General features: G+C 67.1%; 30 protein-coding genes. 14 read left to right on the forward strand and 16 right to left on the reverse strand.

Annotation, left to right across the window (positions count from 1 at the left end; genetic code table 11):
- Positions 1-70 precede the first annotated feature (70 nt).
- Complete coding sequence (locus NS1_RS07605) at positions 71-694, reverse strand: carbonic anhydrase (protein WP_056819369.1); 624 nt, start codon at positions 692-694, stop codon at positions 71-73.
- 90 nt (positions 695-784) lie between these two features.
- Here NS1_RS07605 and NS1_RS07610 point away from each other — a divergent pair, with 90 nt between their 5' ends.
- Positions 785-1,663, forward strand: a complete 879-nt coding sequence (locus NS1_RS07610) for an iron-sulfur binding domain-containing protein (RefSeq protein WP_062982916.1) — start codon at positions 785-787, stop codon at positions 1,661-1,663.
- 28 nt (positions 1,664-1,691) lie between these two features.
- On the opposite strand, the gene NS1_RS07615 is transcribed toward NS1_RS07610, so the two are convergent.
- Complete coding sequence (locus NS1_RS07615) at positions 1,692-2,435, reverse strand: alpha/beta fold hydrolase (RefSeq protein ID WP_062982917.1); 744 nt, start codon at positions 2,433-2,435, stop codon at positions 1,692-1,694.
- Between the two features lie 57 nt (positions 2,436-2,492).
- On the opposite strand from NS1_RS07615, the gene NS1_RS07620 reads away from it, so the two are divergent.
- From NS1_RS07620 to NS1_RS07635, 4 genes are all read left to right on the forward strand, one after another.
- Positions 2,493-2,816 (forward strand): antibiotic biosynthesis monooxygenase family protein, encoded by a 324-nt coding sequence (locus tag NS1_RS07620; protein WP_056818984.1) that lies wholly within the window; start codon positions 2,493-2,495, stop codon positions 2,814-2,816.
- Positions 2,817-3,042: 226 nt separating this feature from the next.
- Positions 3,043-3,243, forward strand: coding sequence for a CbtB domain-containing protein (locus tag NS1_RS07625; protein ID WP_056818985.1), 201 nt, complete (start codon positions 3,043-3,045; stop codon positions 3,241-3,243).
- Positions 3,234-4,019: a CbtA family protein gene (locus NS1_RS07630; protein ID WP_062982919.1), complete on the forward strand. Its 786-nt coding sequence runs from the start codon at positions 3,234-3,236 to the stop codon at positions 4,017-4,019. Before NS1_RS07625 ends, NS1_RS07630 begins: the two co-directional genes overlap by 10 nt.
- 37 nt (positions 4,020-4,056) lie before the next feature.
- Complete coding sequence (locus tag NS1_RS07635; RefSeq protein WP_062982921.1) at positions 4,057-4,509, forward strand: hypothetical protein; 453 nt, start codon at positions 4,057-4,059, stop codon at positions 4,507-4,509.
- A 57-nt stretch (positions 4,510-4,566) separates the two neighbouring features.
- On the opposite strand, the gene NS1_RS07640 is transcribed toward NS1_RS07635, so the two are convergent.
- From NS1_RS07640 to NS1_RS07655, 4 genes are all read right to left on the reverse strand, one after another.
- The gene (locus tag NS1_RS07640; RefSeq protein WP_056818991.1) at positions 4,567-5,004 is read right to left on the reverse strand and encodes an OsmC family peroxiredoxin; all 438 of its coding nucleotides are present in this window, start codon (positions 5,002-5,004) and stop codon (positions 4,567-4,569) included.
- Positions 5,005-5,094: 90 nt separating this feature from the next.
- Complete coding sequence (locus tag NS1_RS07645; protein WP_062982923.1) at positions 5,095-5,541, reverse strand: SRPBCC family protein; 447 nt, start codon at positions 5,539-5,541, stop codon at positions 5,095-5,097.
- 55 nt (positions 5,542-5,596) lie between these two features.
- Positions 5,597-5,917: a DMT family transporter gene (locus NS1_RS07650; protein ID WP_056818995.1), complete on the reverse strand. Its 321-nt coding sequence runs from the start codon at positions 5,915-5,917 to the stop codon at positions 5,597-5,599.
- Positions 5,914-6,567: an FMN-dependent NADH-azoreductase gene (locus tag NS1_RS07655; protein ID WP_062982925.1), complete on the reverse strand. Its 654-nt coding sequence runs from the start codon at positions 6,565-6,567 to the stop codon at positions 5,914-5,916. The genes NS1_RS07650 and NS1_RS07655 overlap by 4 nt, the downstream gene beginning before the upstream one ends.
- Positions 6,568-6,671: 104 nt before the next feature.
- Between NS1_RS07655 and NS1_RS07660 the strand changes: the two genes are divergently transcribed.
- Positions 6,672-7,277, forward strand: a complete 606-nt coding sequence (locus tag NS1_RS07660; protein ID WP_062982927.1) for a TetR/AcrR family transcriptional regulator — start codon at positions 6,672-6,674, stop codon at positions 7,275-7,277.
- Between the two features lie 54 nt (positions 7,278-7,331).
- A complete protein-coding gene (locus tag NS1_RS07665; RefSeq protein ID WP_084503585.1) occupies positions 7,332-7,808 on the forward strand; it encodes a DUF4240 domain-containing protein in 477 nt (158 codons plus the stop codon).
- Positions 7,809-7,883: 75 nt separating this feature from the next.
- On the opposite strand, the gene NS1_RS07670 is transcribed toward NS1_RS07665, so the two are convergent.
- Positions 7,884-8,744 (reverse strand): ABC transporter permease, encoded by an 861-nt coding sequence (locus NS1_RS07670; RefSeq protein ID WP_307618691.1) that lies wholly within the window; start codon positions 8,742-8,744, stop codon positions 7,884-7,886.
- A complete protein-coding gene (locus NS1_RS07675) occupies positions 8,741-9,640 on the reverse strand; it encodes an ABC transporter ATP-binding protein (RefSeq protein ID WP_062982931.1) in 900 nt (299 codons plus the stop codon). The genes NS1_RS07670 and NS1_RS07675 overlap by 4 nt, the downstream gene beginning before the upstream one ends.
- Before the next feature lie 146 nt (positions 9,641-9,786).
- Here NS1_RS07675 and NS1_RS07680 point away from each other — a divergent pair, with 146 nt between their 5' ends.
- From NS1_RS07680 to NS1_RS07695, 4 genes are read left to right on the forward strand one after another with little or no spacing between them, the layout of a single operon-like run.
- Positions 9,787-11,067: a sensor histidine kinase gene (locus NS1_RS07680; RefSeq protein WP_062982933.1), complete on the forward strand. Its 1,281-nt coding sequence runs from the start codon at positions 9,787-9,789 to the stop codon at positions 11,065-11,067.
- On the forward strand, positions 11,064-11,768 hold the full coding sequence (locus NS1_RS07685) for a response regulator transcription factor (protein WP_235569726.1): 705 nt from the start codon (positions 11,064-11,066) through the stop codon (positions 11,766-11,768). Before NS1_RS07680 ends, NS1_RS07685 begins: the two co-directional genes overlap by 4 nt.
- Positions 11,769-11,813: 45 nt before the next feature.
- Positions 11,814-12,170 (forward strand): type II toxin-antitoxin system RelE/ParE family toxin, encoded by a 357-nt coding sequence (locus tag NS1_RS07690; protein WP_062982935.1) that lies wholly within the window; start codon positions 11,814-11,816, stop codon positions 12,168-12,170.
- A 6-nt stretch (positions 12,171-12,176) separates the two neighbouring features.
- The gene (locus NS1_RS07695; protein WP_062982937.1) at positions 12,177-12,488 is read left to right on the forward strand and encodes a helix-turn-helix domain-containing protein; all 312 of its coding nucleotides are present in this window, start codon (positions 12,177-12,179) and stop codon (positions 12,486-12,488) included.
- 2 nt (positions 12,489-12,490) lie between these two features.
- Here the strand turns inward: NS1_RS07695 and NS1_RS07700 are convergent, their stop codons facing one another.
- Positions 12,491-13,138 carry a vWA domain-containing protein gene (locus NS1_RS07700; RefSeq protein WP_084503587.1) on the reverse strand — a complete coding sequence of 216 codons (648 nt, stop codon included), beginning with the start codon at positions 13,136-13,138 and terminating at the stop codon, positions 12,491-12,493.
- A 307-nt stretch (positions 13,139-13,445) separates the two neighbouring features.
- Between NS1_RS07700 and NS1_RS07705 the strand changes: the two genes are divergently transcribed.
- Positions 13,446-14,636 (forward strand): MFS transporter, encoded by a 1,191-nt coding sequence (locus NS1_RS07705; protein WP_062982939.1) that lies wholly within the window; start codon positions 13,446-13,448, stop codon positions 14,634-14,636.
- Here the strand turns inward: NS1_RS07705 and NS1_RS07710 are convergent.
- Positions 14,617-15,465: a helix-turn-helix domain-containing protein gene (locus NS1_RS07710; protein WP_062982941.1), complete on the reverse strand. Its 849-nt coding sequence runs from the start codon at positions 15,463-15,465 to the stop codon at positions 14,617-14,619. The two genes, NS1_RS07705 and NS1_RS07710, sit on opposite strands and share 20 nt — an antisense overlap.
- Before the next feature lie 127 nt (positions 15,466-15,592).
- On the opposite strand from NS1_RS07710, the gene NS1_RS07715 reads away from it, so the two are divergent.
- Positions 15,593-15,862, forward strand: coding sequence for an SHOCT domain-containing protein (locus tag NS1_RS07715; RefSeq protein WP_062982944.1), 270 nt, complete (start codon positions 15,593-15,595; stop codon positions 15,860-15,862).
- A 12-nt stretch (positions 15,863-15,874) separates the two neighbouring features.
- Positions 15,875-16,666: an LLM class flavin-dependent oxidoreductase gene (locus NS1_RS07720; protein ID WP_062982946.1), complete on the forward strand. Its 792-nt coding sequence runs from the start codon at positions 15,875-15,877 to the stop codon at positions 16,664-16,666.
- Between the two features lie 58 nt (positions 16,667-16,724).
- On the opposite strand, the gene NS1_RS07725 is transcribed toward NS1_RS07720, so the two are convergent.
- The 6 genes from NS1_RS07725 to lysS form a co-directional block, all read right to left on the reverse strand.
- Positions 16,725-19,292 carry an ATP-dependent Clp protease ATP-binding subunit gene (locus NS1_RS07725; RefSeq protein WP_056819377.1) on the reverse strand — a complete coding sequence of 856 codons (2,568 nt, stop codon included), beginning with the start codon at positions 19,290-19,292 and terminating at the stop codon, positions 16,725-16,727.
- A gap of 273 nt (positions 19,293-19,565) precedes the next feature.
- The gene (locus NS1_RS07730) at positions 19,566-20,495 is read right to left on the reverse strand and encodes an esterase/lipase family protein (RefSeq protein WP_062982948.1); all 930 of its coding nucleotides are present in this window, start codon (positions 20,493-20,495) and stop codon (positions 19,566-19,568) included.
- Positions 20,496-20,572: 77 nt separating this feature from the next.
- Positions 20,573-21,229, reverse strand: coding sequence for an anthrone oxygenase family protein (locus NS1_RS07735; RefSeq protein ID WP_062982949.1), 657 nt, complete (start codon positions 21,227-21,229; stop codon positions 20,573-20,575).
- A gap of 124 nt (positions 21,230-21,353) precedes the next feature.
- Positions 21,354-21,965 (reverse strand): FHA domain-containing protein, encoded by a 612-nt coding sequence (locus NS1_RS07740; protein ID WP_082843641.1) that lies wholly within the window; start codon positions 21,963-21,965, stop codon positions 21,354-21,356.
- A gap of 293 nt (positions 21,966-22,258) precedes the next feature.
- Positions 22,259-22,621 (reverse strand): histone-like nucleoid-structuring protein Lsr2, encoded by a 363-nt coding sequence (locus NS1_RS07745; protein ID WP_056819023.1) that lies wholly within the window; start codon positions 22,619-22,621, stop codon positions 22,259-22,261.
- A gap of 115 nt (positions 22,622-22,736) precedes the next feature.
- On the reverse strand, positions 22,737-24,203 hold the full coding sequence (gene lysS, locus NS1_RS07750; RefSeq protein WP_063816096.1) for a lysine--tRNA ligase: 1,467 nt from the start codon (positions 24,201-24,203) through the stop codon (positions 22,737-22,739).
- Positions 24,204-24,261 lie beyond the last annotated feature (58 nt).

Genomic DNA, 24,261 nt, shown 5'->3' on the forward strand with positions numbered 1-24,261 from the left:
AGCGCAGCGCTCGGGGGCGCGCTCGATGACCTCGGCGTGTCGGGAGCCGAACCGGGTGTGAGTCCGCGGCTCAGACCACCTCGCCGATATTGCCGACGGTGCGCCGCAGGTGCACACGCCCGTCTTCGAGCTTGTAGGTGACGCTGGCGATAGCGCACTGACCAGTGGCAACGCGCTGGGAGATGATCATCGACCGCTGCATGAGCAGCTTGCTGGTCTCCACCACGTGACGCGCTTCGAGGTCGTCGAGCGAAGTGAGCCCTTCGCGTCGTCCGACCAGGATCGACGGCGTCACCCGCTCGACCACGCTGCGGATGAACCCGCCGGGTACTTCGCCGCCGTCGAGTGCGTCGATGGTGGCCTTCACCGCGCCACAGCTGTCGTGGCCGAGGACCACGATCAGCGGCACATTGAGCACCTCGACGCCGTATTCGATCGAGCCGAGCACCGAACTGTCCACGACGTGGCCCGCTGTGCGCACCACGAACATGTCGCCGAGACCCTGATCGAAGATCAGTTCGGCGGCGACGCGGGAATCACCGCAGCCGAACAGAATCGCGTGAGGGTTTTGGCCCTTGACGAGTTTGGCTCGGTCTGCGGCGCCCTGGCTAGGATGCTGCAGGGTGTCGTTGACGAAACGCTCATTGCCTTCGCGCAACGACTTCCAGGCGCTTATCGGATTGGAACCAGGCATACCGACCATTGTGCACAGGCCCTTGGTTACCAGCGAGTCCGCCACGTTAAGCGTCGGCAAAGAGAGACTGGCTCAGAGGAAACGGGAACGGTGAGCATCGACGCGGAAGCCCTGCTCGATTGGTTCGGCGAGACGGCGCGCGCGCTGCCGTGGCGCGAGCCGGACGCGACCGCATGGCACATCCTGATGAGCGAGATCATGCTGCAGCAGACGCCGGTGGTGCGCGTGGAGCCGATCTGGCGCGAGTGGGTGGCGCGCTGGCCGGTGCCGTCGGCGATGGCGTCGTCGACGCAAGCCGAGGTGCTGCGGGCGTGGGGCAAGTTGGGGTATCCGCGCCGGGCGCTGCGGTTGCACGAGTGCGCGCGGGTGCTGGCGACCGAACACGGCGACGTGGTTCCCGCCGACGTCGACGTGCTGCTGAGCCTGCCCGGAATCGGCGCGTACACCGCCCGCGCCGTGGCCTGTTTCGCCTACGGACAGCGGGTTCCCGTGGTGGACACCAATGTTCGACGCGTGGTCGCACGCGCGGTGCACGGCCGCGAGCCGGGGAACCCGTCCTCGCGCGATCTCGCGGAGACCGAAGGTCTGCTGCCCGTCCCGGTGCCGCGCGCCGCGAACTTCTCGGCGGCCCTGATGGAGCTGGGCGCCCTGGTCTGCACGGCCCGCAATCCCGACTGCGCCCGCTGCCCGCTGCCCAGCTGCGCGTGGGTCGAGGCGGGCAAACCCGCCGCCGCGGTGGCCCGCAAGGTGCAGAAGTACGAGGGCACCGACCGTCAGGCTCGTGGACGGCTGCTCGATGTCCTGCGCGACGCCTCGGGCCCGGTCGAGCGGATCCGCCTCGACCTGGCCTGGACCCGAGATCCGGGTCAGCGCGCGCGGGCGCTGGATTCGTTGCTGGTCGACGGGCTGATCGAGCAGACCGATGACGGACTGTTCGCCCTGGCGGGCGAGGGAAGCGCCGCCGGGTGACACTTCGCGCGTAGCGAGGCCGACCGGCTCACCCCGTGACGCGTTGCAGGAACCGGCCGACGTGTGCGCGGTAGACCTCGGGTTGTTCGTCGTGCACCAGATGCCCCGCCGCCGCGACGCGCACATACTCCGCATCGGGATGCACCTCGGTCATCGTGCGCATCTGCCCGGGCGGGGTGATGGTGTGCTCGCCTTCGATGAGCAGCGCGGGTACCCGCAGCGACTTCCATTCCGTCCAGAAGTCGCGCGTACCCCACTCTTCGGAGATCGCGCGGAAGGTGTCCACCTCGCCGTGCAGGCGGTAGCCGTCGGGCGCCGCGGTGAACGCGCGAAGGAAATAGGTGCCCGCGACCGGGCCGAAGTAGTCGAGCACCGCCTGTTCGTCGGCGAACGGTTGCGGCCATGAGTGGATCAGTTCGGCCCAGTGGGCGGCGGTACGGCCGGTGAAATCGGGGGCGATGTCCTCGACGACGATCGCGCGCACCCGCTCGGGATAGGTCGCCGCGAAGACCCACCCGTGAATCGCGCCCATCGAATGCCCGACGATCACCATCGGTTCGGTGATCTCGGCGGTGAGCTCGGCCAGGTCGGCCACGAACGCCTCCGTGGTGAGCTCGGCAGGCGTCGGCCGTCCGTGCCCGGCGGCGTCGACGGCATAGACGTGCCCGTAACCGCGCAACCACGGCACCTGATCGGCCCAGGTCCGCGCACTCCCCATCAGCCCGTGCAGCAGCAGGATCGGGGTGCCGGACCCACCTTCGTCGTTCAACACACCCCGATACTGCCCCAGCCCCGCCACGTGGCGGCGCCAGCCGCAATAATCACCACCATGGCTGTTGTGAAGATCAATGCGATCGAGGTTCCCGAGGGCGCAGGCCCCGAGTTGGAGAAGCGGTTCGCCGCGCGTGCGGGTGCGGTGGAGAACTCCCCCGGATTCCTCGGCTTCCAGTTGCTGCGTCCGGTCGCCGGTGACAACCGGTATTTTGTTGTGACGCAATGGGATTCGGAGGAATCGTTCGCCACGTGGCGTGACGGTCCGGCCCGCGCGGCGCACGCCGGAAACGGTGGCGAGGGCGAGCGTCCCAAGCCGGTGTCGACGGGCGCCTCGCTGCTCGAGTTCGAGGTCGTCCTCGACGTGCCCGCGAAGGGCTGACAGCGGCGTTTCCGCTGGACATGCGGTTGCCTGTATTGACGTAGACGGCTCGCGGCTGTCACAGTTCGAGGGAACATACGCGAGGGTGCGCGGTAATTCCGGTGTGAATCCGGAGCGGTCGCGCCACTGTATCCAAGTACCGGGTCCCCGGTGCCGGAGAGCCAGACACCGGCACCTTCGCACCACACTTCAACCGTGGGACGCGTATCCCTGAAGGAGGACCCGAATGGCAATCGTTCATTCACCCAGCCGATCTACCGGCCTCGACACCCTCGCAACCGTGCTCGTCACGGTCGGCGTCGTCCTGCTTGCACTGCTCGCCCTGTACCTGGTCGGTTTCGACCAGGGGGCCGTCTCGCGTAGCGGGATGTTCCTGCACGAGCTGATGCACGACGGACGTCACCTGCTGGGCGTTCCGTGCCACTGATCGGATCCCTCAAGACCCTGCTGTTGCGCGGCCTGCTGGCCGGCCTGATCGCCGGCCTGCTGGCCGCGACAGTGGGCTACTTCGTCGGCGAGCCCCAGGTGGACGCCGCGATCGCCATCGAAGAAGCCGCGGCCGCTCCGGCCGAACACGGCCACGAAGCCGCGCAGCCGCAGGGCCATTCCCACGGCGACGAGGACGAACCGCTGGTCAGCCGATCGGGACAGAAGGCGGGACAGTTCCTCGCACTCGGTTTGGCGGGCATGGCGTTCGGCGCGCTGTTCGCGTCGGCGGTGAATGCGGCACGCCGGTTCACCACCCTGTCCGGACCCCAATTGTCGCTGACCACAGCGGTTCTCGCGTGGGCGGCGATCGTCGCGGTGCCGTTCTTCAAGTATCCGGCCAACCCGCCCGCGGTGGGTGATCCGGACACCATCAACGACCGCACCTGGCTGTGGGTCGCGGCCGTCGTACTCGGCCTGCTTGCCGTCTCGGCAGCCGTCGCGGCCTTCCGCGCGGTCGCCGCGTCGGACACGCTACGGCTCATCGCCGGGGTCGGCGCGTTCGTCGTGGTCACCACGGTCGGCTACGTCCTGCTGCCCGGCGTGAACGAGGTGGCCGACGACTTCCCCGCCACGCTGCTGTGGAATTTCCGGGTGGCCTCGCTGGCCGAAACCACCACGCTGTGGGTGAGTTTGGGGCTGGCGTTCGCCGCGCTCACGGAATTCGCTTCGCGGCGTAGCACTCCGGTAGTGGACAAGGTTCCTACCGCAGGGTGATCCTCGCGAGCAGCTGAGAAAGGCAGTGTCTCCTGTCATGACCGGCACTGCCTTTCTTGTCTCCACCACTCGCCCCCGCGCCGTGAATGTCGCGTTCGGCGGACTCGTCACCGCTCTCGCCGCGGGTGTCGCCGAAGGACTGTTGCGCGCCGCGCGTGGTGGCGACGAGTTCGGCGCCACCGCCGCGGGTCTACTACCCCGGCTGGCCATCTACCTGGCGGTCGCGGGGGTCGCGCTGTACATGCTCAACGGCAGTCGGGTGGCCCGCGCTCTGCTGACCGTCGGCATCGGCGTGGTGGGCCTGGTCTCGCTGATCATCGAGCCGCTGGCGGTCGTGTTGTCCACCGACGACTACACGACACTGTTCGACGGCATGTCCCCCAGTTCGACCGTGCTTGCGGGCTGCCGAACCGTTCACATCCTGGCGGTCGTCATCGCGATTCCGGCGATGTACACCCCCGCCGCGCACCGCTGGTTCACCCGGCACTGACGAGCGGCGTGATCGTGCGATCGGTCGCGGCCGATCGCACGATCACGGCGGAGCTGGTCAGCCCAGTGCGGCGTCGAGTTCGATCTCGGCCACGCCGGCGAGCGCCTTGCTGACCGGGCACCCGTTCTTGGCCGCCAGGGCCGCCGCGGCGAACCCGTCGGCGTCAAGGCCCGACGCACGTCCGCGCACGGTGAGCTTGATCTTGCTGATCCGGAAACCACCGGCCGGGTCGGGCGCGAGGGTCACGTCCGCGTTCACGTCGAGGCTTTCCGGCGTCCCGCCCGCATTGGCGATCTCCGCCGACAGCGCCATCGAGTAGCACGACGAGTGCGCCGCCCCGATCAGTTCCTCCGGGCTGGTGCCCTCGGCCGTGTCGGCCGTGCGGCGCGGGAAGCTCACATCGAACTTGCCCACACCCGAGCTGACCAGTTCGACCTGCCCGGACCCGTCCTGGAGTCCGCCTGACCAGAGTGTGCGTGCGCTACGAGTCGGCATTGCGATCCCTTCGATTCGGAGGTGTTGCGTTCGGTGTCGAACCTACGCGAGCCGAACAGCGCTCGGCCGACGATCGGCCCGGTACGCCGGTCAGACGGTGGCGCTGGTGATTTCGTCGAGCCGCTCGAGTTTGTCCGGCCAGACCTGCTGGTGCAGATCCCGGATCGCCGCGGTGGGGAAACCGGAGTGGCGCAGGCGCAGGCGGATGCCGCGTGGTTGTTTGAGGAATTCGGCGGCGACCACCGTTTCGACGCCGTCGGTGGCGGCGGTGACCCAGGTGAACTCGATGCGCCGGTTCGGCTCGAGCAGCAGGATGCGGCCGTAATGGGGATTGCGTTTCTCGGGCGAGCCGGTGTCGAAGTAGAGGGGCTCGTTGACGGCGGGGCGCATCAGCACCGATCCAGGAACGGCCAGCCACAGGTCCATGCCTTGGGTCCAGGCCGCATAGAGCAGGCTGGGCGAGGCTTTCATCACGCGCTCGACCGTGAGCTCGTGTGGCCGCGTGGACAGGTCCGGGGGGCGAACTGGCTGGTCCATCAGCCGACCTTACCGGTCATGACCGGCCGATCCTCTCATCGGGTGTGCGACAGCGTTACTCAGGATTCGTCACGCGCGCGAGCACGATGCCGCCGAGGATCAGCGACAAGGCCAGCGCGCGGCCCGCGCTGAGCGGATCCTTGTGCACGAGCACACCGAGACCGATCGCGCCGAGCGCCCCGATACCGGTGAATACCGCGTAGGCGGTGCCCACAGGGAGGGTCTGCATGGCACGCGAGAGCAGATACACAGCCAGCGAGCCGAGCGCGACGCAGAGCAGGGTCGGGCCGAGTTTGGTGAAGTTCTCGGTCGGTTTGATGGTCTGCGACCAGAGAATTTCGACGAGTCCGGCCAGGCCGAGCACCAGCCAGCTCATCGCGCGTAGTCCTTTGCCAGAGAGCGCACTTCGGCCCGCGCGGCGGCGAGCGATGCCTCGTGGGCGTCGCGCAGGTGGGCCAGGTTCGGATCCTGAACGGCATTGGCCAGCTCCGCGTTGACGAAAACCGTGTCGGTGACTGCGAAGTGGCCTGCGAAGAAGTCACGCAGGAAGCGTTCCTGATAATCGAACGCGGCTTTCGGCGCACCGGGCGAGTACGCGCCGCCACGGGCGGTGACCACGACGAACCTGCGCTGCCCCAACGACATTCGAGGAAACGTGACCTGGTCGAGCCATGCCTTGAGCGAGGCGGGGACGGAGTAGTTGTACATCGGGGTGCCGATCAGGATCACGTCGGCGGCCAGCACCTGCGCCAGCAGCGGCTCGACCACCCGCCACGCGGCCCGAGCCGCGGGCGTCACGGCGAGTTCCGCGAGTCGGTCGAGGTCGGTGACACCGGCGGCGAGCACAGCGTCACACAGTTCGGTCCAGCCTTCGTCGATGAACGGCGTCGGCTCGGCGGCGAGGTCGCGGTAGGTGTAAGTACCGCCGGGTTCCGCGTCGCGCCAGGCCTGGACGAATCCCCTGCCGAGCTCACGACTGAGGGAGTTCGCACGAGCGCTGGCATCCAGGTGCAGCAGGTGTGTCATCACAGGGCTCCTAACTGGACATGATGTCCGCTTGTTGATTTCTCGACGATAGAACGCAAGTGGACATGCTGTCCACATATTCTTTTCTGGGCTACAGTCGACCCATGGAGTCCCGATCCGACCTGCTCACCGGCGCGTCGCTGGATGCGCCGCCGCCCTCGGAGCGCACCGACGCGGCGCGCAACCGCGCGAAGGTGCTGGCGGCGGCCGCCGAACTCTTCGCCACCCGCGACCCGCGCACGGTCACCATGGACGACATCGCCAAGGCCGCGGGCGTCGGCCGCGGCACCCTCTACCGCCGCTATCCCGACCGCAACGCGATCGCCGTCGCCCTCCTGGACGAGCACGAACGCGCCCTCCAGGAAGAGCTACTACGCGGCGCGCCCCCGCTGGGCCCCGGCGCGCCCCCGGCCGATCGACTCACCGCCTTCTACGCGGCGATGGTCGAATTGCTCACCGCCCATGCCCATCTGGTGCTCGGCGCGGAGACCGGCGGCGCCCGTTTCAGCACCGGGGCCTATGGCTTCTGGTCGGTGCACGTGCGCTCGCTGCTGATCGAAGCCGAGGTGCCACAACCGGATTCGCTGGTCGATACGGTCCTCGCGCCACTCGCCGCCGAGGTCTACCTCCAGCAATGCGAACGCGGGTTGTCACCCGAGCAGATCACCGCCGGTCTGACCACACTGGCCCAGCGCCTGCTGGGTGTCTGACCGAGAGCCACTGACAGCAGCTACGTGTCGGACCCGAGCAGTACCGTCCGACGGGTGACGAGCACCCCCGAAGACAACGCCAGATTCTGGAATCTGATCGCATCGGCCTGGGCGGCCACCGGTACCGAACCGTCCGCCGTTCTGCGATCGACGGAAGGCGGCCTCCAGAACCGCCTCGACGCGTTCCTCGCCCAGTTGAGCGCCCTGTCGACAGATTTCACCAGCGAGGAACTGACCGCCCTCGACCGTGTCGCCGAACGCGCGCTCTACGACATCGACCGCGCCGAAATCCAGGCGATCACCGACGGCTCCGACGACGGCTTCCTCTACGCCCGCGGATTCATCGTGGCCATGGGCCGCGACTACTACGACGCCGTCAATTCCGACCCCGAGGCCGCGACCACCGACGCCGAATGCGAGAGAATGTGCTACTTCTTCGCCCATCTACACAATGAGCGCTTCGGCGGATTTCCGACGACCGGCTCAGGCATCTCCCGCGAAACGGCCTCGAATCCGGCCGGCTGGTCCTGACCCGAGGTGAGGCCCGAATATAGGTAGCGGCAGCCTGTTTCGGACTGCCGCTACCGGTCGGCTGATCGAAAGGGATCAGGTGAGATCGCGGCGGGTCATCAACCAGATCGTGCCGCCCGCGAAGGCCAGCACGTAGGCCGCGAGAAGGGCGAAGGATTCGCCGCGGGTGAGGATGTCGAGAACACCCGGGTTGGCCGGACCCTCCACGGTGCGCATCGCGCCCGCCAGCGAGCCCGCGGCGGTGCCAGGAAGCAGGTTGGTGACGGCTTCGATCGGCCCGAAGATGCCCGCCACACCGCGCAGGAGGTTCTCCACCACCAGGACCCAGACCAGGCCGAGGCCGACAGCCAGGGCGGGGCCGCGGGCGATGGCGCCGATGAGGGCGCCCGCGAGGGTCCACATGCCGAGAATGGCGGTACCGGTGAGGATTCCGATCAGAGCGTCGTCGAGCGACGGCATGGTGATCGGCTGGGACTCGCCCGCCGCGATCACGGTGGCGATGCCGATGTCGACGACGAAGGCGGCCAGGACGAGGGCGAGGACCACCACCAGCAGGGACAACAGCAGTCCCGCTACCGCCGCGGCTCTACTCGGCCCCTGGGTGAACACGGTTTTCCAGGTGCCCCAGCCGTATCCGCTGCCGACGGCCAGGGCGCCGAGGATCAGCACCAGCGCGCCGCCGAACATCGACATGCCCTGCGTGAACACTTCGGGAACGGCAGCGGGCATGAGTTGGCCGAGGAGAACGTCTCGTGGGAGACCGTCCGACATCGCGCTGCTTTCGCCGGAGGTGTAAGCGAGGTAGTTGAACAGGTAGGCGAAGGTCAGGTTGAGCAGAATCCAGGTGCCGAGGACGATCCAGAAGGCGGGCCAGCGTCCGAGACGTACCGCCTCCGCGCGCACGCTGGCAATGAGATCCCTTGTCATGGTGTTCATTTCGCTACCTCCACAGCTGTCATCTCGAAGAACACTTCTTCCAGGGATTTCTCGTCCACCCGCAGTTCGAGCAGGTCCGCGCCCGCCGAGACGACAGCCCGCGCCACCTCCGGCGCCATCGCGGCGCTCGTTTCGACCCTGATTCCGTCCGCACCCGCTCGCGCGGGCGCGTCGATGACCGCGCGCACCGCGTCGAGCGCCACGTCCACGGGCTCGGCGCGCAGCAGAAGTGTCGCGGTGCCACGCAATTCCGACACCGTGGATTCCGCGAGCAAGCGACCACCGGAGATCACGCCGACACGGTGGCAGATCTCCTGCACCTCGGTGAGCTGGTGGCTCGACAGCAGCACGGTGTGTCCGTCGGCCGCGAGATCGGTGATGAGCGTGCGCATCTCGGCCAGGCCCGCTGGGTCGAGGCCGTTGGTCGGTTCGTCGAGAATCAGCAGATCGGGGTCGCCGAGCATGGCCGCGCCGACCCCGAGGCGCTGCTTCATGCCGAGCGAATAGGTGCGGAAACGGTCGCCTGCCCGGTCGGCCAGGCCCACCCGCTCCAGCGCCGTCTCGACCTCGGCATCGCCGTGGCCGCGATAGCGGGCCAGTACCCGCAGGTTGTCTCGGCCGGAGAGGTAGGGGTAGAAGCCAGGGCCCTCGATGAGGACGCCGATTCCGCGCAGCACCTCCGGGTCGCCCGGCGTGCGGCCCTGGACGGTCGCGGTACCCGCGCTGGGTCGGATGAGGCCGGCCAGCATGCGCAACGTGGTGGTTTTGCCCGCGCCGTTGGGGCCGAGGAATCCGTAGATCTCCCCGGCCGCGACCCGCATGCTCACCGCGTCCACCGCGAGGTGCTCGCCATAGCGTTTGGTCAACTCGGTGGTGACCACGATCGATTCGTTCATGGGAATCAGAATCCGCGTTCCAGGGGTGCCGGGGCATCCGTCCCGCGGCGTGCTCGGCGCTACGCCGCGCGGACTACGCGGCCTCGCACAGGAAATACGTGCGCAGGCCGACGCGGTGGGTGGGCGCACACAATAGGGTTGAGCACGTGGGAGCGTCTGCGAAGTGGGAGCGTGGCTCGGTCGTTCAGGACTGGGGCCTGGCAGTGGTGGTCGCGGTGATCCAGCTGGCCGGTAGTTCCGGTGCGAATTCGCATCAAACCGGAGTGCGGTCGCTGGACGCGTTCGCGTATCTGCTGCTGCTCGCGGGGCCGATCGCGCTCGGTTTCCGGCGGGTGCTGCCCGAACCGGTGCTGCTGGTGACGTTGGTCGCCACAGTGACCTATGTGCTGCGTGATTACGGGTACGGGCCGATTTTCCTCTCGCTGGTGATCGCCTTCCTGTCGGCGGCCGTCACTGGATCTCGTTGGCGCACATACCCGGTGGTCGCGATCGGCTACCTGACGATGGTGTGGCCGTTGCCCGCGCTGCTCGGGCGGCACTCCGACGCGTGGCAGATATTCGGGCTGCTGGCGTGGATGGGCGTGCTGGTCGCGATCGCGGAAGGGATGCGGCAGCGACGCGCGGTGGTGCTCGCGCGCAAGCAGCGGGCCGAGGCCGCCCAGCGCGACGAACAGGCCCAGCAGGCCAGGGCGGCATCCGAGGAGCGGTTGGCCATCGCCCGCGAGCTGCACGATGTTCTCGCGCACAGTCTTTCGCTGATCAATGTGCAGTCGTCGGTGGCGCTGGAGTTGTTCGATCGCAAGCCGCAGCAGGCGGCCGCGGCGCTGGCGACCATCAAGACGACATCGAAAGAGGCGCTCACCGAGGTACATACGCTGCTGCACGCGATCCGCAGCGGAACCGCAGTGGTGCCGGAGTACCCCGAACACGTCGGCGTCCCCGATGACGTGCCCGTTCCGCCCCGTCCCGCACCGCGCGCTCCCGCACCGACCCTCGACGACCTCGACACCCTGCTCGAGCGCACCCGGGCGACCGGGCTCGACGTCGACACCAAGATCATCGGTACGCCCAAGAAGCTGCCGAGCGTGATCGATGTGGCGGCGGCCAGGATCATTCAGGAATCGCTGACCAACGTGGTGCGCCACGCGCCCGGCGCGACCGCGCTGATCACCCTGCGATACACACCGGAATCGGTGGACATCACTGTCGACAACACCCGCCCGACCGAGACCGCTGTTCGAACCGGGATCGGCGGCAACGGGATCATCGGGATGCGGGAGCGGGCGCATGCGCTCGGCGGGGCGCTCACCGCGGGTCCGCGACCGTCGGGCGGGTTCCGGGTCGCGGCTCGATTGCCCGCTCGCCCCGTGGCTTCGAGCACGTCGACGCGGTCGTCGGAGTCATCCGGCAAGGAGGCCGGCGCGTGAGCGACCCTGCCGAACTGCCGCCGATCGGAGCGGGCCGAGCGAAGATCCGTCTCCTCGTCGCCGATGATCAGGCGCTGGTGCGTGGTGGTTTCGTCGCCCTGCTGGACGCGCAGGACGACATCGAAGTCATCGGTGAGGCCGAAAACGGTGAGCAGGCGGTCCGGATGACCCGCGCCCTTGTCCCGGACGTGGTGCTGATGGACATCCGCATGCCGATCCTCGACGGGCTGGCCGCCACCCGCATGATCGCCGACGACCCTCAGCTGGCGCCGGTGCGCGTCGTCGTCCTCACCACCTTCGAACTCGACGAATACGTCTTCGAAGCGATCCGCGCGGGCGCCGCGGGCTTCCTGGTCAAGCACACCGAACCCGCCGACCTGCTGCGGGCCGTCCGCGTCGTGGCGGCAGGCGACGCCCTCCTGTCCCCCGGCGTCACCCGCCGCCTGCTCGCCGAGTTCTCCACCCACGCCAAACAACCACCCCCCGCCGCCTTCGCCGAACTCACCGACCGCGAACGCGAGGTGATGATCCTGGTAGCCGAGGGCCTCACCAACGCCGAAATAGGCGCCCGCCTCTACATGTCCCCCGCCACCGCCCGCACCCACGTCAGCCGAATCCTCACCAAACTAGCCGCCCGAGACCGCACCCAACTCGTAGTCCTCGCCTACGAATCAGGCCTGGTCCGCCCGGGTTGGCAGTGATTCCACCGTTGCCATATAGGATTGAACCTATATAGGATCGATCCTATGCACCTCTATGTGGTGGAACTCGAACCCGAGGTAGCCCGATGGCTGCGCACTTTGACTACACGCGAGTTTTCCCAGGTGGACGTGTATGTGGGCATGCTTGCCGAACGAGCAACCACCCTGGGTGAACCGTGGTCATGCAATCTCGGTGATGGGGTGCGCGAACTCCGCTTTCACCTGCACCCGCGGGAATTCCGAATCACCTACTGGCTTGCTCCGGGTGGTCGCATCGTGCTGCTGACGGTTTTCCGCAAGACTCGTATGCGGGAGACCGACGAGGTAGCGCGGGCCAAGGCGCTTCGCAAGGTCTGCGAATCGGAACACGGTTGTGCCCACACAGATTTCGACAGGAGATAACCGATCATGACTGAGCACCCATCGATGGACGACCTGCGCCGTGAGCGGATGAGCAGCCCCGAGTTCGACGCGGGCGAGTATGCGGCCGGGCGGGCCGAGGCGATTCTGGCGATCGAGCTGGCCGAAGCCATTCGCGAACGGCGGCTGGAACTCGGGCTCACGCAGACACAGCTGGCCGAACGGGCCGGGCTGCGTCAGCCCGAGGTCTCGCGGCTCGAATCCGGGGGCGGGACACCGACTATCGGCATGCTCGAGCGTTTGGCGTACGCCCTCGAAGTTCGGTTCGTCGCACGGTTCGAGAAGGTCGACGCGGCGTAGGGCTACTTGCCCTGGTCTGCTTGTCGGCGTTCGGAGGCGGAGAAGCGGGCGCGGCGGGCGGCGCCTGCCGGGGCGGCTTGGGCTCGGGCGGAGTAGGCGGAGAGGGCGTCGAAGGCGCCTCGGACGCCGCCGGCGACCGGGGCGTAGGTGATGGCCGAGCCGGGGTCGAAGCCGAGGTCGGAGCCTACTTCGACGGCGTCCATGTTGGCGCCGAGGAAGACGAAGGTCCAGTTGTAGACGTCTTGCTGCTGGGTGATGAGCGACTTCACGGCGGCGTGGGTCCATTCGCGGCTGGAGTTCTCGTGGCCGTCGGTGAGGACGACGATGATCACAGTGCCGGGGCGGTCGTGTTCGGGGCGGTCGGCCAGTTCGGCGCCCACGCTGGTGACGAGCTTGCCGAGCGCGTCGTAGAGCGCGGTCCCACCGCGTGGGTGCAAGCTCGGCGCCGGTACCCGATCCAGCGGCACATTCGCGTAGACCACGTCGTAGGTGGTGTCGAACTGAGCGAGCGTGACCTCGATCTTCTTCGGCACCGAGCGCTGCTGTTCGAAATAGGCGGCCAACCCACCTTCGGTGTCGGCCTTGATGGTCTGCATGGACCCCGAGCGGTCGAGCAGAACGGCGATCAGTGTGCGGTCGGAATCAGTCATGTGTGCGAACACCCCCGTGTCGGTTGGACGAGCAATTCCCACCGTACGCCGCGAAATAGGGCGCTCCGACCGGCGAAAAGAAGTCGCCAAGGTATCGCCAAGCCTGGATTTCTACCTTTCCCACCATGGGATACGAAGGGCTGTGGAATCCCTGATGTTCGCCAGTGCGAAAGAACTCGCCCGTGCTTTCCCGGTTCGGATAGCCGCGACTTCGGCTCGTCGTCGACGCTGCGCGAACGCGGCGTTTGAGTCGGATGCGGTGGCGTTTCGGGCGAGGACGGCGGCGAATAGCGTTGTTGCTCCTGGCATGACAACGACTTCGACGGCCGACGCGACGGTGGAGAACACCGATCGCCGGGTCTGGCCCGCTCTGCTGACCATGTTCCTCGGCAGCTTCACGCTGGTGACCGCCGAATTCCTGCCCCCCGGCGTACTCACCGCGCTGGCAACGGATCTGGATGTGCCCGAGGGAGTCGTCGGGCTCTCGGTGAGCGCGACGGCCCTGACCGCCTTGCTGGCCGCGCTCGGGCTGGGCGCGCTGTTTCCCCGCCTGGATCGACGCACCCTGCTGATCGGGCTGACCATCGGCGCGGCGGTGTCGAACGTGGTGGTAGCGCTCGCACCGAACATCGTGCTGTTGCTGATCGCGCGTCTGCTCCTCGGGCTGGCTGTCGGCGGCTACTGGTCGATGGCGCTGGTGATCGCCGCGAAGCTCGTGCCCGCCGAGCGGCTCGGCAAAGCGATGATGATCGTGAACGCCGGGACCACGGTCGCAACGGTGGCCGGCGTGCCGCTCGGCGTGCTGCTGAGCACCTACGCCGGCTGGCGGACGACCTTCCTCATCGCGGCCGCGCTGACCGCCGCCACCGCCGTCGCCGTGCGGCTGATGTTGCCGCCGATCGCACCGAGCAAGGGCGTCGGATTCGCCGCACTCGGTAGCGCCCTTCGCGCTCCGGGCGTAACGCTCGGCCTGGTCAGCATGGTCGCCGTCGTCGCAGGCCACTTCGCCGGATACACCTATATCCGCCCGGCCCTCGCTGAACTGCTCGGCGCGGGGCCGACGGTGATCCCGGTCCTGCTCGCCCTGTTCGGCGTCGGTGGACTGCTCGGCAACTTCGTTCTCGGCGCCCTCGCCGACCGCCACCTCGGCGCCCTGCTGCTGGCGGTGCCCACGGCCATCGGCCTGTCATTGCTCGCGATCATCGCCTCCGCGACGTTCGCCCCGCTCGCCTACCTGGCCGTGGTCGTGTGGGGCGCCGCGTTCGGCGGCATCCTCAATCTCGTGCAGGTGTGGGTGTCGCGGGTGCTGCCCGATCGGATGGAAGCGGGCAGCGGGCTGATCGTCGGCGGTTTCCAACTGGCGATCATCCTCGGCTCGGCGGTCGGCGGTCGTGGGGTGGACAGCATCGGCCTGGCCGCCACCTACGCGCTCGGCGCCGTCGCCGCGGTGCTCGGTGGTGTGCTGATCCGACGCTCACTCACCCTGGCGGCGCGCTGACCTCCGCAGGCACTCGGGTCGCACGCCGCCAATCCGTCGGCGTGTGGCCCGTGTGCCGCCGGAAGGCCCGCCCGAATGCCGTCTCCGAGCGATAGCCGAGGCGGCGCGCCACCGCGCCGACCGGCACAGCGTGGTCGGTCAGCAACAGCTGTGCCCGCTCGATCCGCAGTCTCGTCAGGTACCGGCCCGGCGTGAGACCGGTCGCCGCCTGGAACCGGGCGGCGAACCCGGACCGCGAGGCCAGCGCGATCTTCGCCAGCCCCTCGACTGTCCACTCCTGCCCTGGATCGGCATGCATCGCGGCCACCGCCTGCGCCACCCCGGGCTCGTTCACCTTCAGTAGCCACCGTTGCGGCGCGCATCCGCGGGCATGCCAGGACTCGATCGCCATCGAGGTGATCAACGTGGCCACCCGGTCGCCCTGGACACCGAACGGGTCGGGGCACTGCTCGACCAGGTGGCGAAACATGGTGGCGGCCAACGGCGTGTGCTCGACGAAACCGGTCAGCAGCAGCCGTTGCGGCAGCGCGGTCATGGCACCGCCGGTCCCGACGGGATCGAGGCGCACCCGGAGCACCCGGCCCGCCGACAGCGCGTTGATCGCGAACCGGACTGTGCCGGGAACGAACAGGAAGTCGCCGCTCGCCAGATCCTCTGTCGTGCTGAGTCCCTCGACGCGGACCAGCCCGTCCAGCACGACCAGCGCACTCGGTTCGGTCATGAACTCCCACTGACCTGCCGTCAGCGTGAACTCGTCGCGTCCCGCGAACCGCCACTGCACACCGGCCAGCACATCATCGAGGCTCTGCGCACCTTCGGCCTGTGTCACTGCGCACCCCTCGTGATGGAACTTCGATGCACTTCACGGTACCGGTCGGGACGTACGCGTCGGGACGTACGCCGGATCGGGTCTCGCGGCCGATGTCGTCGCGCGTGCGGGCGAGCAGGGTTGAGCCATGAACATTTTCGACAGCGCGACGACGCTGACCCTGCTGGCCGACCACTACGACGGAGGGTGGCATCCCTGGCCGTTCTTCTGGATCTTTCCGCTGCTGTTCTGGATCACCGTGATCGCGGTGGTGTTCTTCGCCCGCCGACGGTGCGTGGGCCGCGGTGGCGCGATGTCCGCCCTGCGGGAAGGGTTCGCTCGCGGCGAGATCACCGAGGACGAGTACCGCAGCAGGCTCGCGGTGCTGAACGAACCGCGCGGGCGCGAGAAGAAGTAGGGAGGTATCGGGATGCGATTCGGAATCGTGCTCATGCCGCGGTCCGGACCGGAGTGGACGCGTGCGGTCACCGGAGCGCAGGCGCAGGGCTACGACACGCTGATGCTGCCGGACACGCTGTACACGCCCTCACCACTCATCGCCCTGGCCGCGGCCGCCGCGGTGACGGAGAACGTGCGGTTGCGGCCGAATGTGCTGGCCGCGCCGTTCCGGTCGTCCACCGCCACTGTTCGGGACACAGCTGCGCTGCAACTGCTTTCGGACGGACGGTTCGAACTGGGAATCGGCACCGGCAGGCCGGACGCTCGGGCGGAAGCCGAAAGGCTCGCCATGCCATGGGGTTCGGCGGCCGAACGACGGAACCAGCTGATCGACACCATCACCGCGGTGCGTACCCAGGTCGACCCGGCCCCACCGGTGGTGATCGCGGCGAGCGGCCCGCGAATGCTCACCACCGCGGCCGAGTACGCCGATCGGATCCTGCTGGCGGCCGCACCGGACGCGACCGAAGACGACCTCGCCCGGATGGTCGGCACCGTCACCGCCCACACCGACCGCGATGTCCGTTTCACCCTCCAACTCGTCGGCATCGGCGAGCACCTGCCCACCTGGCTGAGCACACGCCTCGGCCACACCCCCGAAAAGCTCCGTGCCGCAGGTGCCGCCGGACTTCTCCCCAGCGATCCACAGACCGCTGTGGAAATCCTCGAATCCCGCAGCGAGCGTTACGGAATCGACGAACTGATCGTCCCCGGCGAGCTGGCTACCGCCTTCGCCCCGGTGCTCGAACGCGCGCGTCAGTAATCGGAGAAGCGAAAAGCCCGCCCCCTGATGCAGGGGGCGGGCTTTTCGGTTCAGCTGATTACTCGCCGGAGGCGGCGGCCTCGGGCGCAGTGCCCTCGGCGGCGCCGGTGAGGACAACCTCTGGCTTGTCGTCGCCTGCGGAAGCCTTGGTCAGCTTCGTCTTGCCGGTGAAGGTGAACTTGGCGTCCTCGCCGAGACCCTCGCCGTTCCAGCCTTCGACGTCGACCAGGATGGTCTGGCCCGCGCCGATCTCGCCGAAGAGGATCTTCTCCGACAGCTGGTCTTCGATCTCGCGCTGAATCGTGCGACGCAGCGGACGAGCACCGAGGACCGGGTCGAAACCACGCTTCGCGAGCAGGCTCTTGGCCTGATCGGTCAGCTCCATGGCCATGTCCTTGTTCTTCAGCTGCTTGCCGACGCGAGCGATCATCAGGTCCACCATCATCACGATCTGTTCGCTCGTGAGCTGGTGGAAGACGATCACGTCGTCGATACGGTTGAGGAACTCCGGACGGAAGTGCTTCTTGAGCTCGTCGTTGACCTTGAGCTTCATCCGCTCGTAGTTCGAGCCCTCGACACTGGACTGGGTGAAGCCCAGGCCCACAGCCTTCGAGATGTCGGAGGTGCCCAGGTTCGAGGTGAAGATCAGCACGGTGTTCTTGAAGTCGACCGTACGACCCTGACCGTCGGTGAGACGGCCGTCCTCGAGCACCTGCAGGAGGGTGTTGTAGATCTCCTGGTGCGCCTTCTCGATCTCGTCGAACAGCACCACCGAGAACGGCTTGCGGCGCACCTTTTCGGTGAGCTGGCCGCCCTCCTCGTAGCCCACGTACCCGGGAGGGGCACCGAACAGACGAGAAGCGGTGAAGCGGTCGTGGAACTCGCCCATGTCGATCTGGATGAGCGCGTCGTCGTCGCCGAACAGGAAGTTCGCCAGCGACTTGGCGAGCTCGGTCTTACCGACACCCGAGGGGCCGGCGAAGATGAACGAGCCCGACGGACGCTTGGGGTCCTTCAGACCGGCGCGAGTGCGGCGGATCGCCTTGGAGACGGCCTTGACGGCATCCTCCTGGCCGATGATCCGCTTGTGCAGCTCGTCTTCCATGCGGAGCAGACGGGTGGTCTCCTCCTCGGTGAGCTTGAAGACGGGGATGCCGGTCCAGTTGGCCAGCACCTCCGCGATCTGCTCGTCGTCGACCTCGGCCACGACGTCCAGATCACCGGAACGCCACTGCTTCTCGCGCTCGGCACGCTTGGCGACGAGCTGCTTCTCCTTGTCGCGCAGACGCGCGGCCTTCTCGAAGTCCTGCGCGTCGATAGCGCTTTCCTTCTCCCGACGAGCATCGGCGATCTTGTCGTCGAAGTCGCGCAGGTCCGGCGGAGCGGTCATCCGGCGGATGCGCATGCGCGCGCCCGCTTCGTCGATCAGGTCGATCGCCTTGTCCGGCAGGAACCGGTCGTTGATGTAGCGGTCGGCCAGGGTGGCGGCGGCGACGAGAGCGCCATCGGTGATGGAGACCCGGTGGTGCGCCTCGTAGCGGTCGCGCAGACCCTTGAGGATGTTGATGGTGTGCTCGACGGTCGGCTCGCCCACCTGGACCGGCTGGAAACGGCGTTCCAGCGCGGCGTCCTTCTCGATGTACTTGCGGTACTCGTCGAGAGTGGTGGCGCCGATGGTCTGCAGCTCGCCACGGGCCAGCTTCGGCTTCAGGATCGAGGCCGCGTCGATGGCGCCTTCGGCAGCACCCGCGCCGACGAGCGTGTGCAGCTCGTCGATGAACAGGATGATGTCGCCGCGGGTGTTGATCTCCTTGAGCACCTTCTTGAGGCGCTCTTCGAAGTCACCGCGGTAACGGCTGCCCGCGACCAGGGAGCCCAGGTCGAGGGTGTAGAGCTGCTTGTCCTTGAGGGTCTCGGGGACCTCGCCGTTGACGATGGCCTGTGCCAGGCCCTCGACGACAGCGGTCTTACCGACACCGGGCTCGCCGATCAGCACCGGGTTGTTCTTGGTGCGGCGGCTCAGGACCTGCATGACGCGCTCGATTTCCTTCGAGCGGCCGATGACCGGGTCGAGCTTGCCTTCGAGCGCGGCCTGAGTGAGGTTGCGGCCGAACTGGTCGAGCACCAGCGACGTGGACGGAGTGCCCGCCTCGCCGCGCGGACCGGCGCCCTCGACGGGCTCCTTGCCCTGGTACCCGGACAGCAGCTGGATGACCTGCTGACGGACACGGTTGAGGTCGGCACCCAGCTTGACCAGCACCTGGGCCGCGACGCCCTCGCCCTCGCGGATGAGGCCGAGCAGGATGTGCTCGGTACCGATGTAGTTGTGGCCGAGCTGCAGCGCCTCGCGCAGGCTCAGCTCCAGCACCTTTTTGGCACGCGGGGTGAAGGGGATGTGACCGGACGGCGCCTGCTGGCCCTGCCCGATGATCTCCTCGACCTGGCTACGCACACCCTCCAGCGAGATACCAAGGGACTCCAGCGACTTCGCCGCCACGCCCTCGCCCTCGTGGATCAACCCAAGCAGGATGTGCTCGGTGCCGATGTAGTTGTGGTTGAGCATCCGGGCCTCTTCTTGGGCCAGGACAACGACACGCCTCGCGCGGTCGGTGAACCTCTCGAACATCGCTCCCTCACTCTCCTGCTCCGACATTCTGGCAACAGACGCCGCAGTATGCTCGATACAACCTAGGGCGTCGGACCGACAACTTCGCCGTCAGCCTGCCATGAAGCCCGGGGGTTGCGGCCCCCGCCATCCACTCTAGTTGGCAGGGGATTCCGCCGCCGCCGGTCCACCCTATTGAAGACCGGCGACAACATGGTCACCTACTGACAACGCGCACGTCGCGGCATTCGTTTCCTGTTCAGTTTTGCCTACAGCGAAATCGCCGTCGGGGTGTTATCCGGTGAAGGGTGGGACGAATTCGCACGGAACGGGGGCCTGTCTGGCCGGATCGAGGGCGTTGAGCACGTGACCGGCCGCGCGGGGGCTGCCCGCGATGGCCAGGTGTTCGGAGTAGTCCTGCGCACAACCGTCCTGCACGACGAACGAGGTGGCGTTCGGGCCGGGGACCAGGCCCGAGGTGTGCGGGACGACCAACTCGTCGATGGCGGAGACGACATTGGTGTAGGTGACCCTCGGGTCGTACACGCCGTCGGCGTTCAGCGAGGTCATGAAGGGCGAGCCGGTGAACATCTGTCCGCAGGCCTGACACAGCGACGAACTGACCGCGTCGAAAGCGGGTCCCGCGCCGAGCGCCCGGCTGAAGTGGGCGATGTCGCCCGCCCCGAACGCGTTGGTGCCGAGCCAGGGCGGCGCGATCCCGACGAGCTTGCCGACCTTGTCCCCGCCGCCGAGCCGCTTGACGTAGTAGTTACCGACGATATTGCCCTGTGAATGGGCGATCAGGTCGACCCGCTCGGCGCCGGTGCGGGCCAGCACACCGTCGACGAAGGCCGCGACCTCGGCGGCGCTCTGCTCGATGGGACGCATGCCGCCGATCGCCGAGACGGGCCATGGCAGGGCATAGGCGCCGTAGGTGAGGGAGAAGACGCAATAGCCCTCGTTGGCCAGCAGCGGGGCGTATACGCCCCAGTTCGTCTGTGCTCCGCCCCCGGTGCCGTGCAGCAGGACCACCGGATTCGGATGTTCGGCCGTGGGGACGCAGCCCGGGTCGTTCGAGCCGGGAAGTGAGCCGCCCGGGTTGGTGAGCTCCGGGGGGATGCCGGCGAAGAAGTTGTAGTCGACCGGGAGCGGCTGGGCCGATGCGGTGACGGGCAGACAGGCGAACAGGGCCGCGGCCAGGACCGAGAGCGAACTACGTCGCATGAACGACTCCTCACTAGAACGTGTTCCACTTATCATGGAACATGTTCTAGTGATCGCGTGGCGCTACCGGCCGGAAATCATCGACGCTGGTGCTGCGAGCCGTACGGCGCTCCGGCGATCGGACTGCCCGACTGCTGCGCGAACTGCTGTCCGGCAACAGGGCCGCCGACCTGAGCGAAGCTCTGACCCTGTGAGAAGGACTGTCCAGCAGCCACGTCAGCGGACGAACTCGACTTGCCCTGCTGCACGCCCGCGGCGAACAGCGCACCGCACAGCACCAGGAACGCGGCGGTGTGCACCACCGCGCGCACGATGTTCCAGCGAACCCAGGTCGCCTCGAAATCCGCACGCACGGCGGCGGTGTCGGCGATCGAGGCGGGATCACCCGCCGCGGCGAGCGCGTCGTTGAGCGGCACGTTCAGGCCCGCGGTAACGGTGAACGCGATCACGTTGAGCGCCAACGCGATTCCGATCCAGATCAGCGTCGAGCGCTGCTCCTTACCGAGGTGCAGAGCGGCCGCGAGCGCGGTGAATCCGACCGTGCCCATGAAGCCGAACATGAACCAGGGGTTGATGATCACGACATTGATCTTCTGCATGACGTCGATCAGCGTGCGGTCGTCGGTGCGAGCCAGCGCGGGCATCACCGAGATCGCGTACGCGTAGAACACCCCGGCGATGAGTCCGGTACTGAGCAAGGCCAGCACCATGGTGGCCATCCGAACTGCGAACATGCGATGTCTCCTGACTCGTGGTCCGGAGCTTCGATCCCGTGCTCCGGTGATACGAGTAAGTCAACCGCCCAGCGCGCGTCCGCGACATAGTTCAGGCGCTCACCGACCTACGCGAGCGTCGCGGTCACAAATCGTGGTCGGAGATCAGTCCGCTCTGCATGGCCAGCGCGGCCAGTCGGGTGCGCTTCTGGTTCTGCGGGAGATTTTCCACCCCGAACTTCGCGAACAAGGCGCGCAGGTGGGTCTTGATCGCGTCGATGGAGAGGAACAATTCCTCGGCGATCTGCTGATTCGACGCGGGCGTCGCGAATCCGGTGCCGTGTTTGTACGGACGGCACAGCGCGACCAGCACCGCGCGCTGGGTCTCGGTCAGTGAACGCATCGTGGGGATGGACCCCGACGCGGTATGCGTGGCGTCGTCCACCACACCGCCGAAATCGAAGAAGTGCACGAGCGTGGTCCCGACCCGAATACGGTCGCCAGGACTCAATCGACGCCGACCGACCAGCCGCTCACCGTTGACGAAGGTGCCGTTACGCGAAAGTCCGTCATCGATGATGGTCCAGTGCGCACCGAGATGTTCGACGGCCGCGTGCAGACGGGACACCTCGACGTCCCACGCGAGCACGAGGTCGGCCTGCACATTGCGCCCGATGGTCACACGCTGCTGCCCGGCCTCCAGGGCCAGTTCATGCTGCTTACCGGTGTCGTCGGTATACCGCAGGAAGGAACTCACTGCGCGACTCCGCCGGATACTCGAAACACCTTGTGCACGGCCAACAGTCTACTTCCCTACCACCCCGACCCCACACGACCCGGACTCGAAAAGCCGACCCGATATCGGCCACCCCCACAAAACCCGACCCCACACGCCCCGACCCCGAGGAGGGGCAGGCAGGCGCAGCCTGCCGTTCGCGGCCGTCCCGCTGTTGAGGTGCCGTTGCGTACGCGACGAAGGAGCAAGCAACGGCTCCTCAACAGCGGGACCGTCGGGGCCGCGAACCACGCGGCGCCCGCGCCGCAAATAACTCAGTTCTTGCCGACCTCTTTGTTGTACGCGTCGGTGATTTCCGCCGAGATACGACCGCGGGCCGAGACCTTGTGGCCCTTACGCCGAGCCCATTCGCGAATTGCGGCGCTCTGTTCACGGTCCATGGAAACGCGGCTCTTGCCCTGCGGCGCGGGTGCACCGGCAGCCTTCACCCGGCGACGGCCACTCACACGGCGGGCGTTGGCGACCCACTCGTCCAGGCCTTCACGCAGGCGCGCCGCATTTGCGTCCGACAGATCGATCTCGTACGACACCCCATCGATAGCGAACTCGATGGTCTCGTCCGCGATGGACTCACCGTCGACATCGTCGATCAGGCTAACGGTGACCTTCTTTGCCATGAGATGAACGTCCTCTCGAAATCGTCAAGCCTGCCTCCAGGCCGAATACCCGAGGCAAGAATACCCCGAAATGCGAAATTTCCAACACGGGGTCTTCACCCCGAGAATTCACTGGTCAGCGACTAGTGGGTCGGACAATCGGGAACAGGATCGTTTCCCGGATTCCCGAACCCGTGAGTGCCATCAACAAGCGATCGATTCCCATACCCGTTCCGGTGGTCGGCGGCATGCCGTGTTCCATCGCGGCGAGGAAGTCTTCATCGAGCACCATGGCCTCGTCATCGCCTGCCGCGGCCAACCTCGCCTGGTCGACGAAGCGTTCACGCTGGATCACCGGGTCTACCAGTTCCGAATAGCCCGTTGCCAACTCGAAGCCGCGAACATAGAGGTCCCACTTCTCGGTGACGCCGGACTTGCTGCGATGCTGACGGGTGAGCGGTGAAGTCTCGACCGGGAAGTCGCGAACGAAAGTCGGCGCGTAGAGCTTGTCGCCATACGCGTGTTCCCACAGTTCTTCGACCAGTTTCCCGTGACCGTAGCCCTTGCCGGAAGGAATTTCCAGACCTACCCGATCGGCGAGTGCGAGCAATTCCTCGACAGTGGTTTCCGGAGTCACCTCGACACCGATCGACTCCGACAGCGAGGGATACATCTCGACGGTCGTCCACTCGCCACCGAGATCGTATTCAGTGCCGTCGGCAAGTGTCACAAGGAGGGTGCCGAATGCCTCTCGCGCGACTTCCTGGATCAATTCCCGGGTCATCGTCGCCGAGTCGTCATAGGTGCCGTATGCCTCGTAGGTTTCCAGCATCGCGAACTCGGGTGAATGGGTGGAGTCGGCGCCTTCGTTGCGGAAGTTCCGGTTGATCTCGAAGACCTTCTCCAGGCCGCCGACCACACAACGCTTGAGGAACAGCTCCGGCGCGATACGCAGGAAAAGATCCATGTCCAGCGCATTGGAATGGGTCACGAAGGGGCGCGCGGCGGCGCCGCCGTGGATGGTCTGCAGCATCGGGGTCTCGACCTCGAGGAAGCCGCGGCGCTCGAGCGCGTTGCGCAGCGCACGGACCACATTCACGCGGGTACGGGCCATTTCCCTGGCCTCGGGACGCACGATCAGGTCGACATAGCGCTGACGAACGCGCGACTCCTCGTTCATCTCCTTGTGCGCCACCGGCAGCGGGCGAAGCGACTTGGCCGCCATCGACCAGGAATCGGCCATCACGCTCAATTCCCCGGTGCGCGAGGAGATGACCTCGCCGTGCACGAACACGAAGTCACCGAGGTCGACATCGGCCTTCCAGGCCGCCAGCGCGTCGGCTCCGACACCGTTGAGGCTGATCATCGCCTGCAGCTTGGTGCCGTCGCCCTCCTGCAGCGTGGCGAAGCACAGCTTGCCGGTATTACGAACGAAAATGACGCGGCCCGCGATACCGGCCTGCAGACCGGTCTGGGTGTCGGCTTCCAGATCCGGGTAGGCGGCACGGATTTCGGCCAGCGTGTGGGTGCGCGGAACCACCACCGGGTAGGCCTCACCGCCCTCGGTGAGCAGCCGTTCACGCTTGTCCCGACGAATCCGCATCTGCTCGGGAACATCGATGTCCACGGCGGAAGTGGCGGCGCGGCCGGGTGCGGCGGGG

The sequence above is a fragment of the Nocardia salmonicida NBRC 13393 genome (genome assembly GCF_001613085.1).
GTDB lineage: Bacteria > Actinomycetota > Actinomycetes > Mycobacteriales > Mycobacteriaceae > Nocardia > Nocardia salmonicida.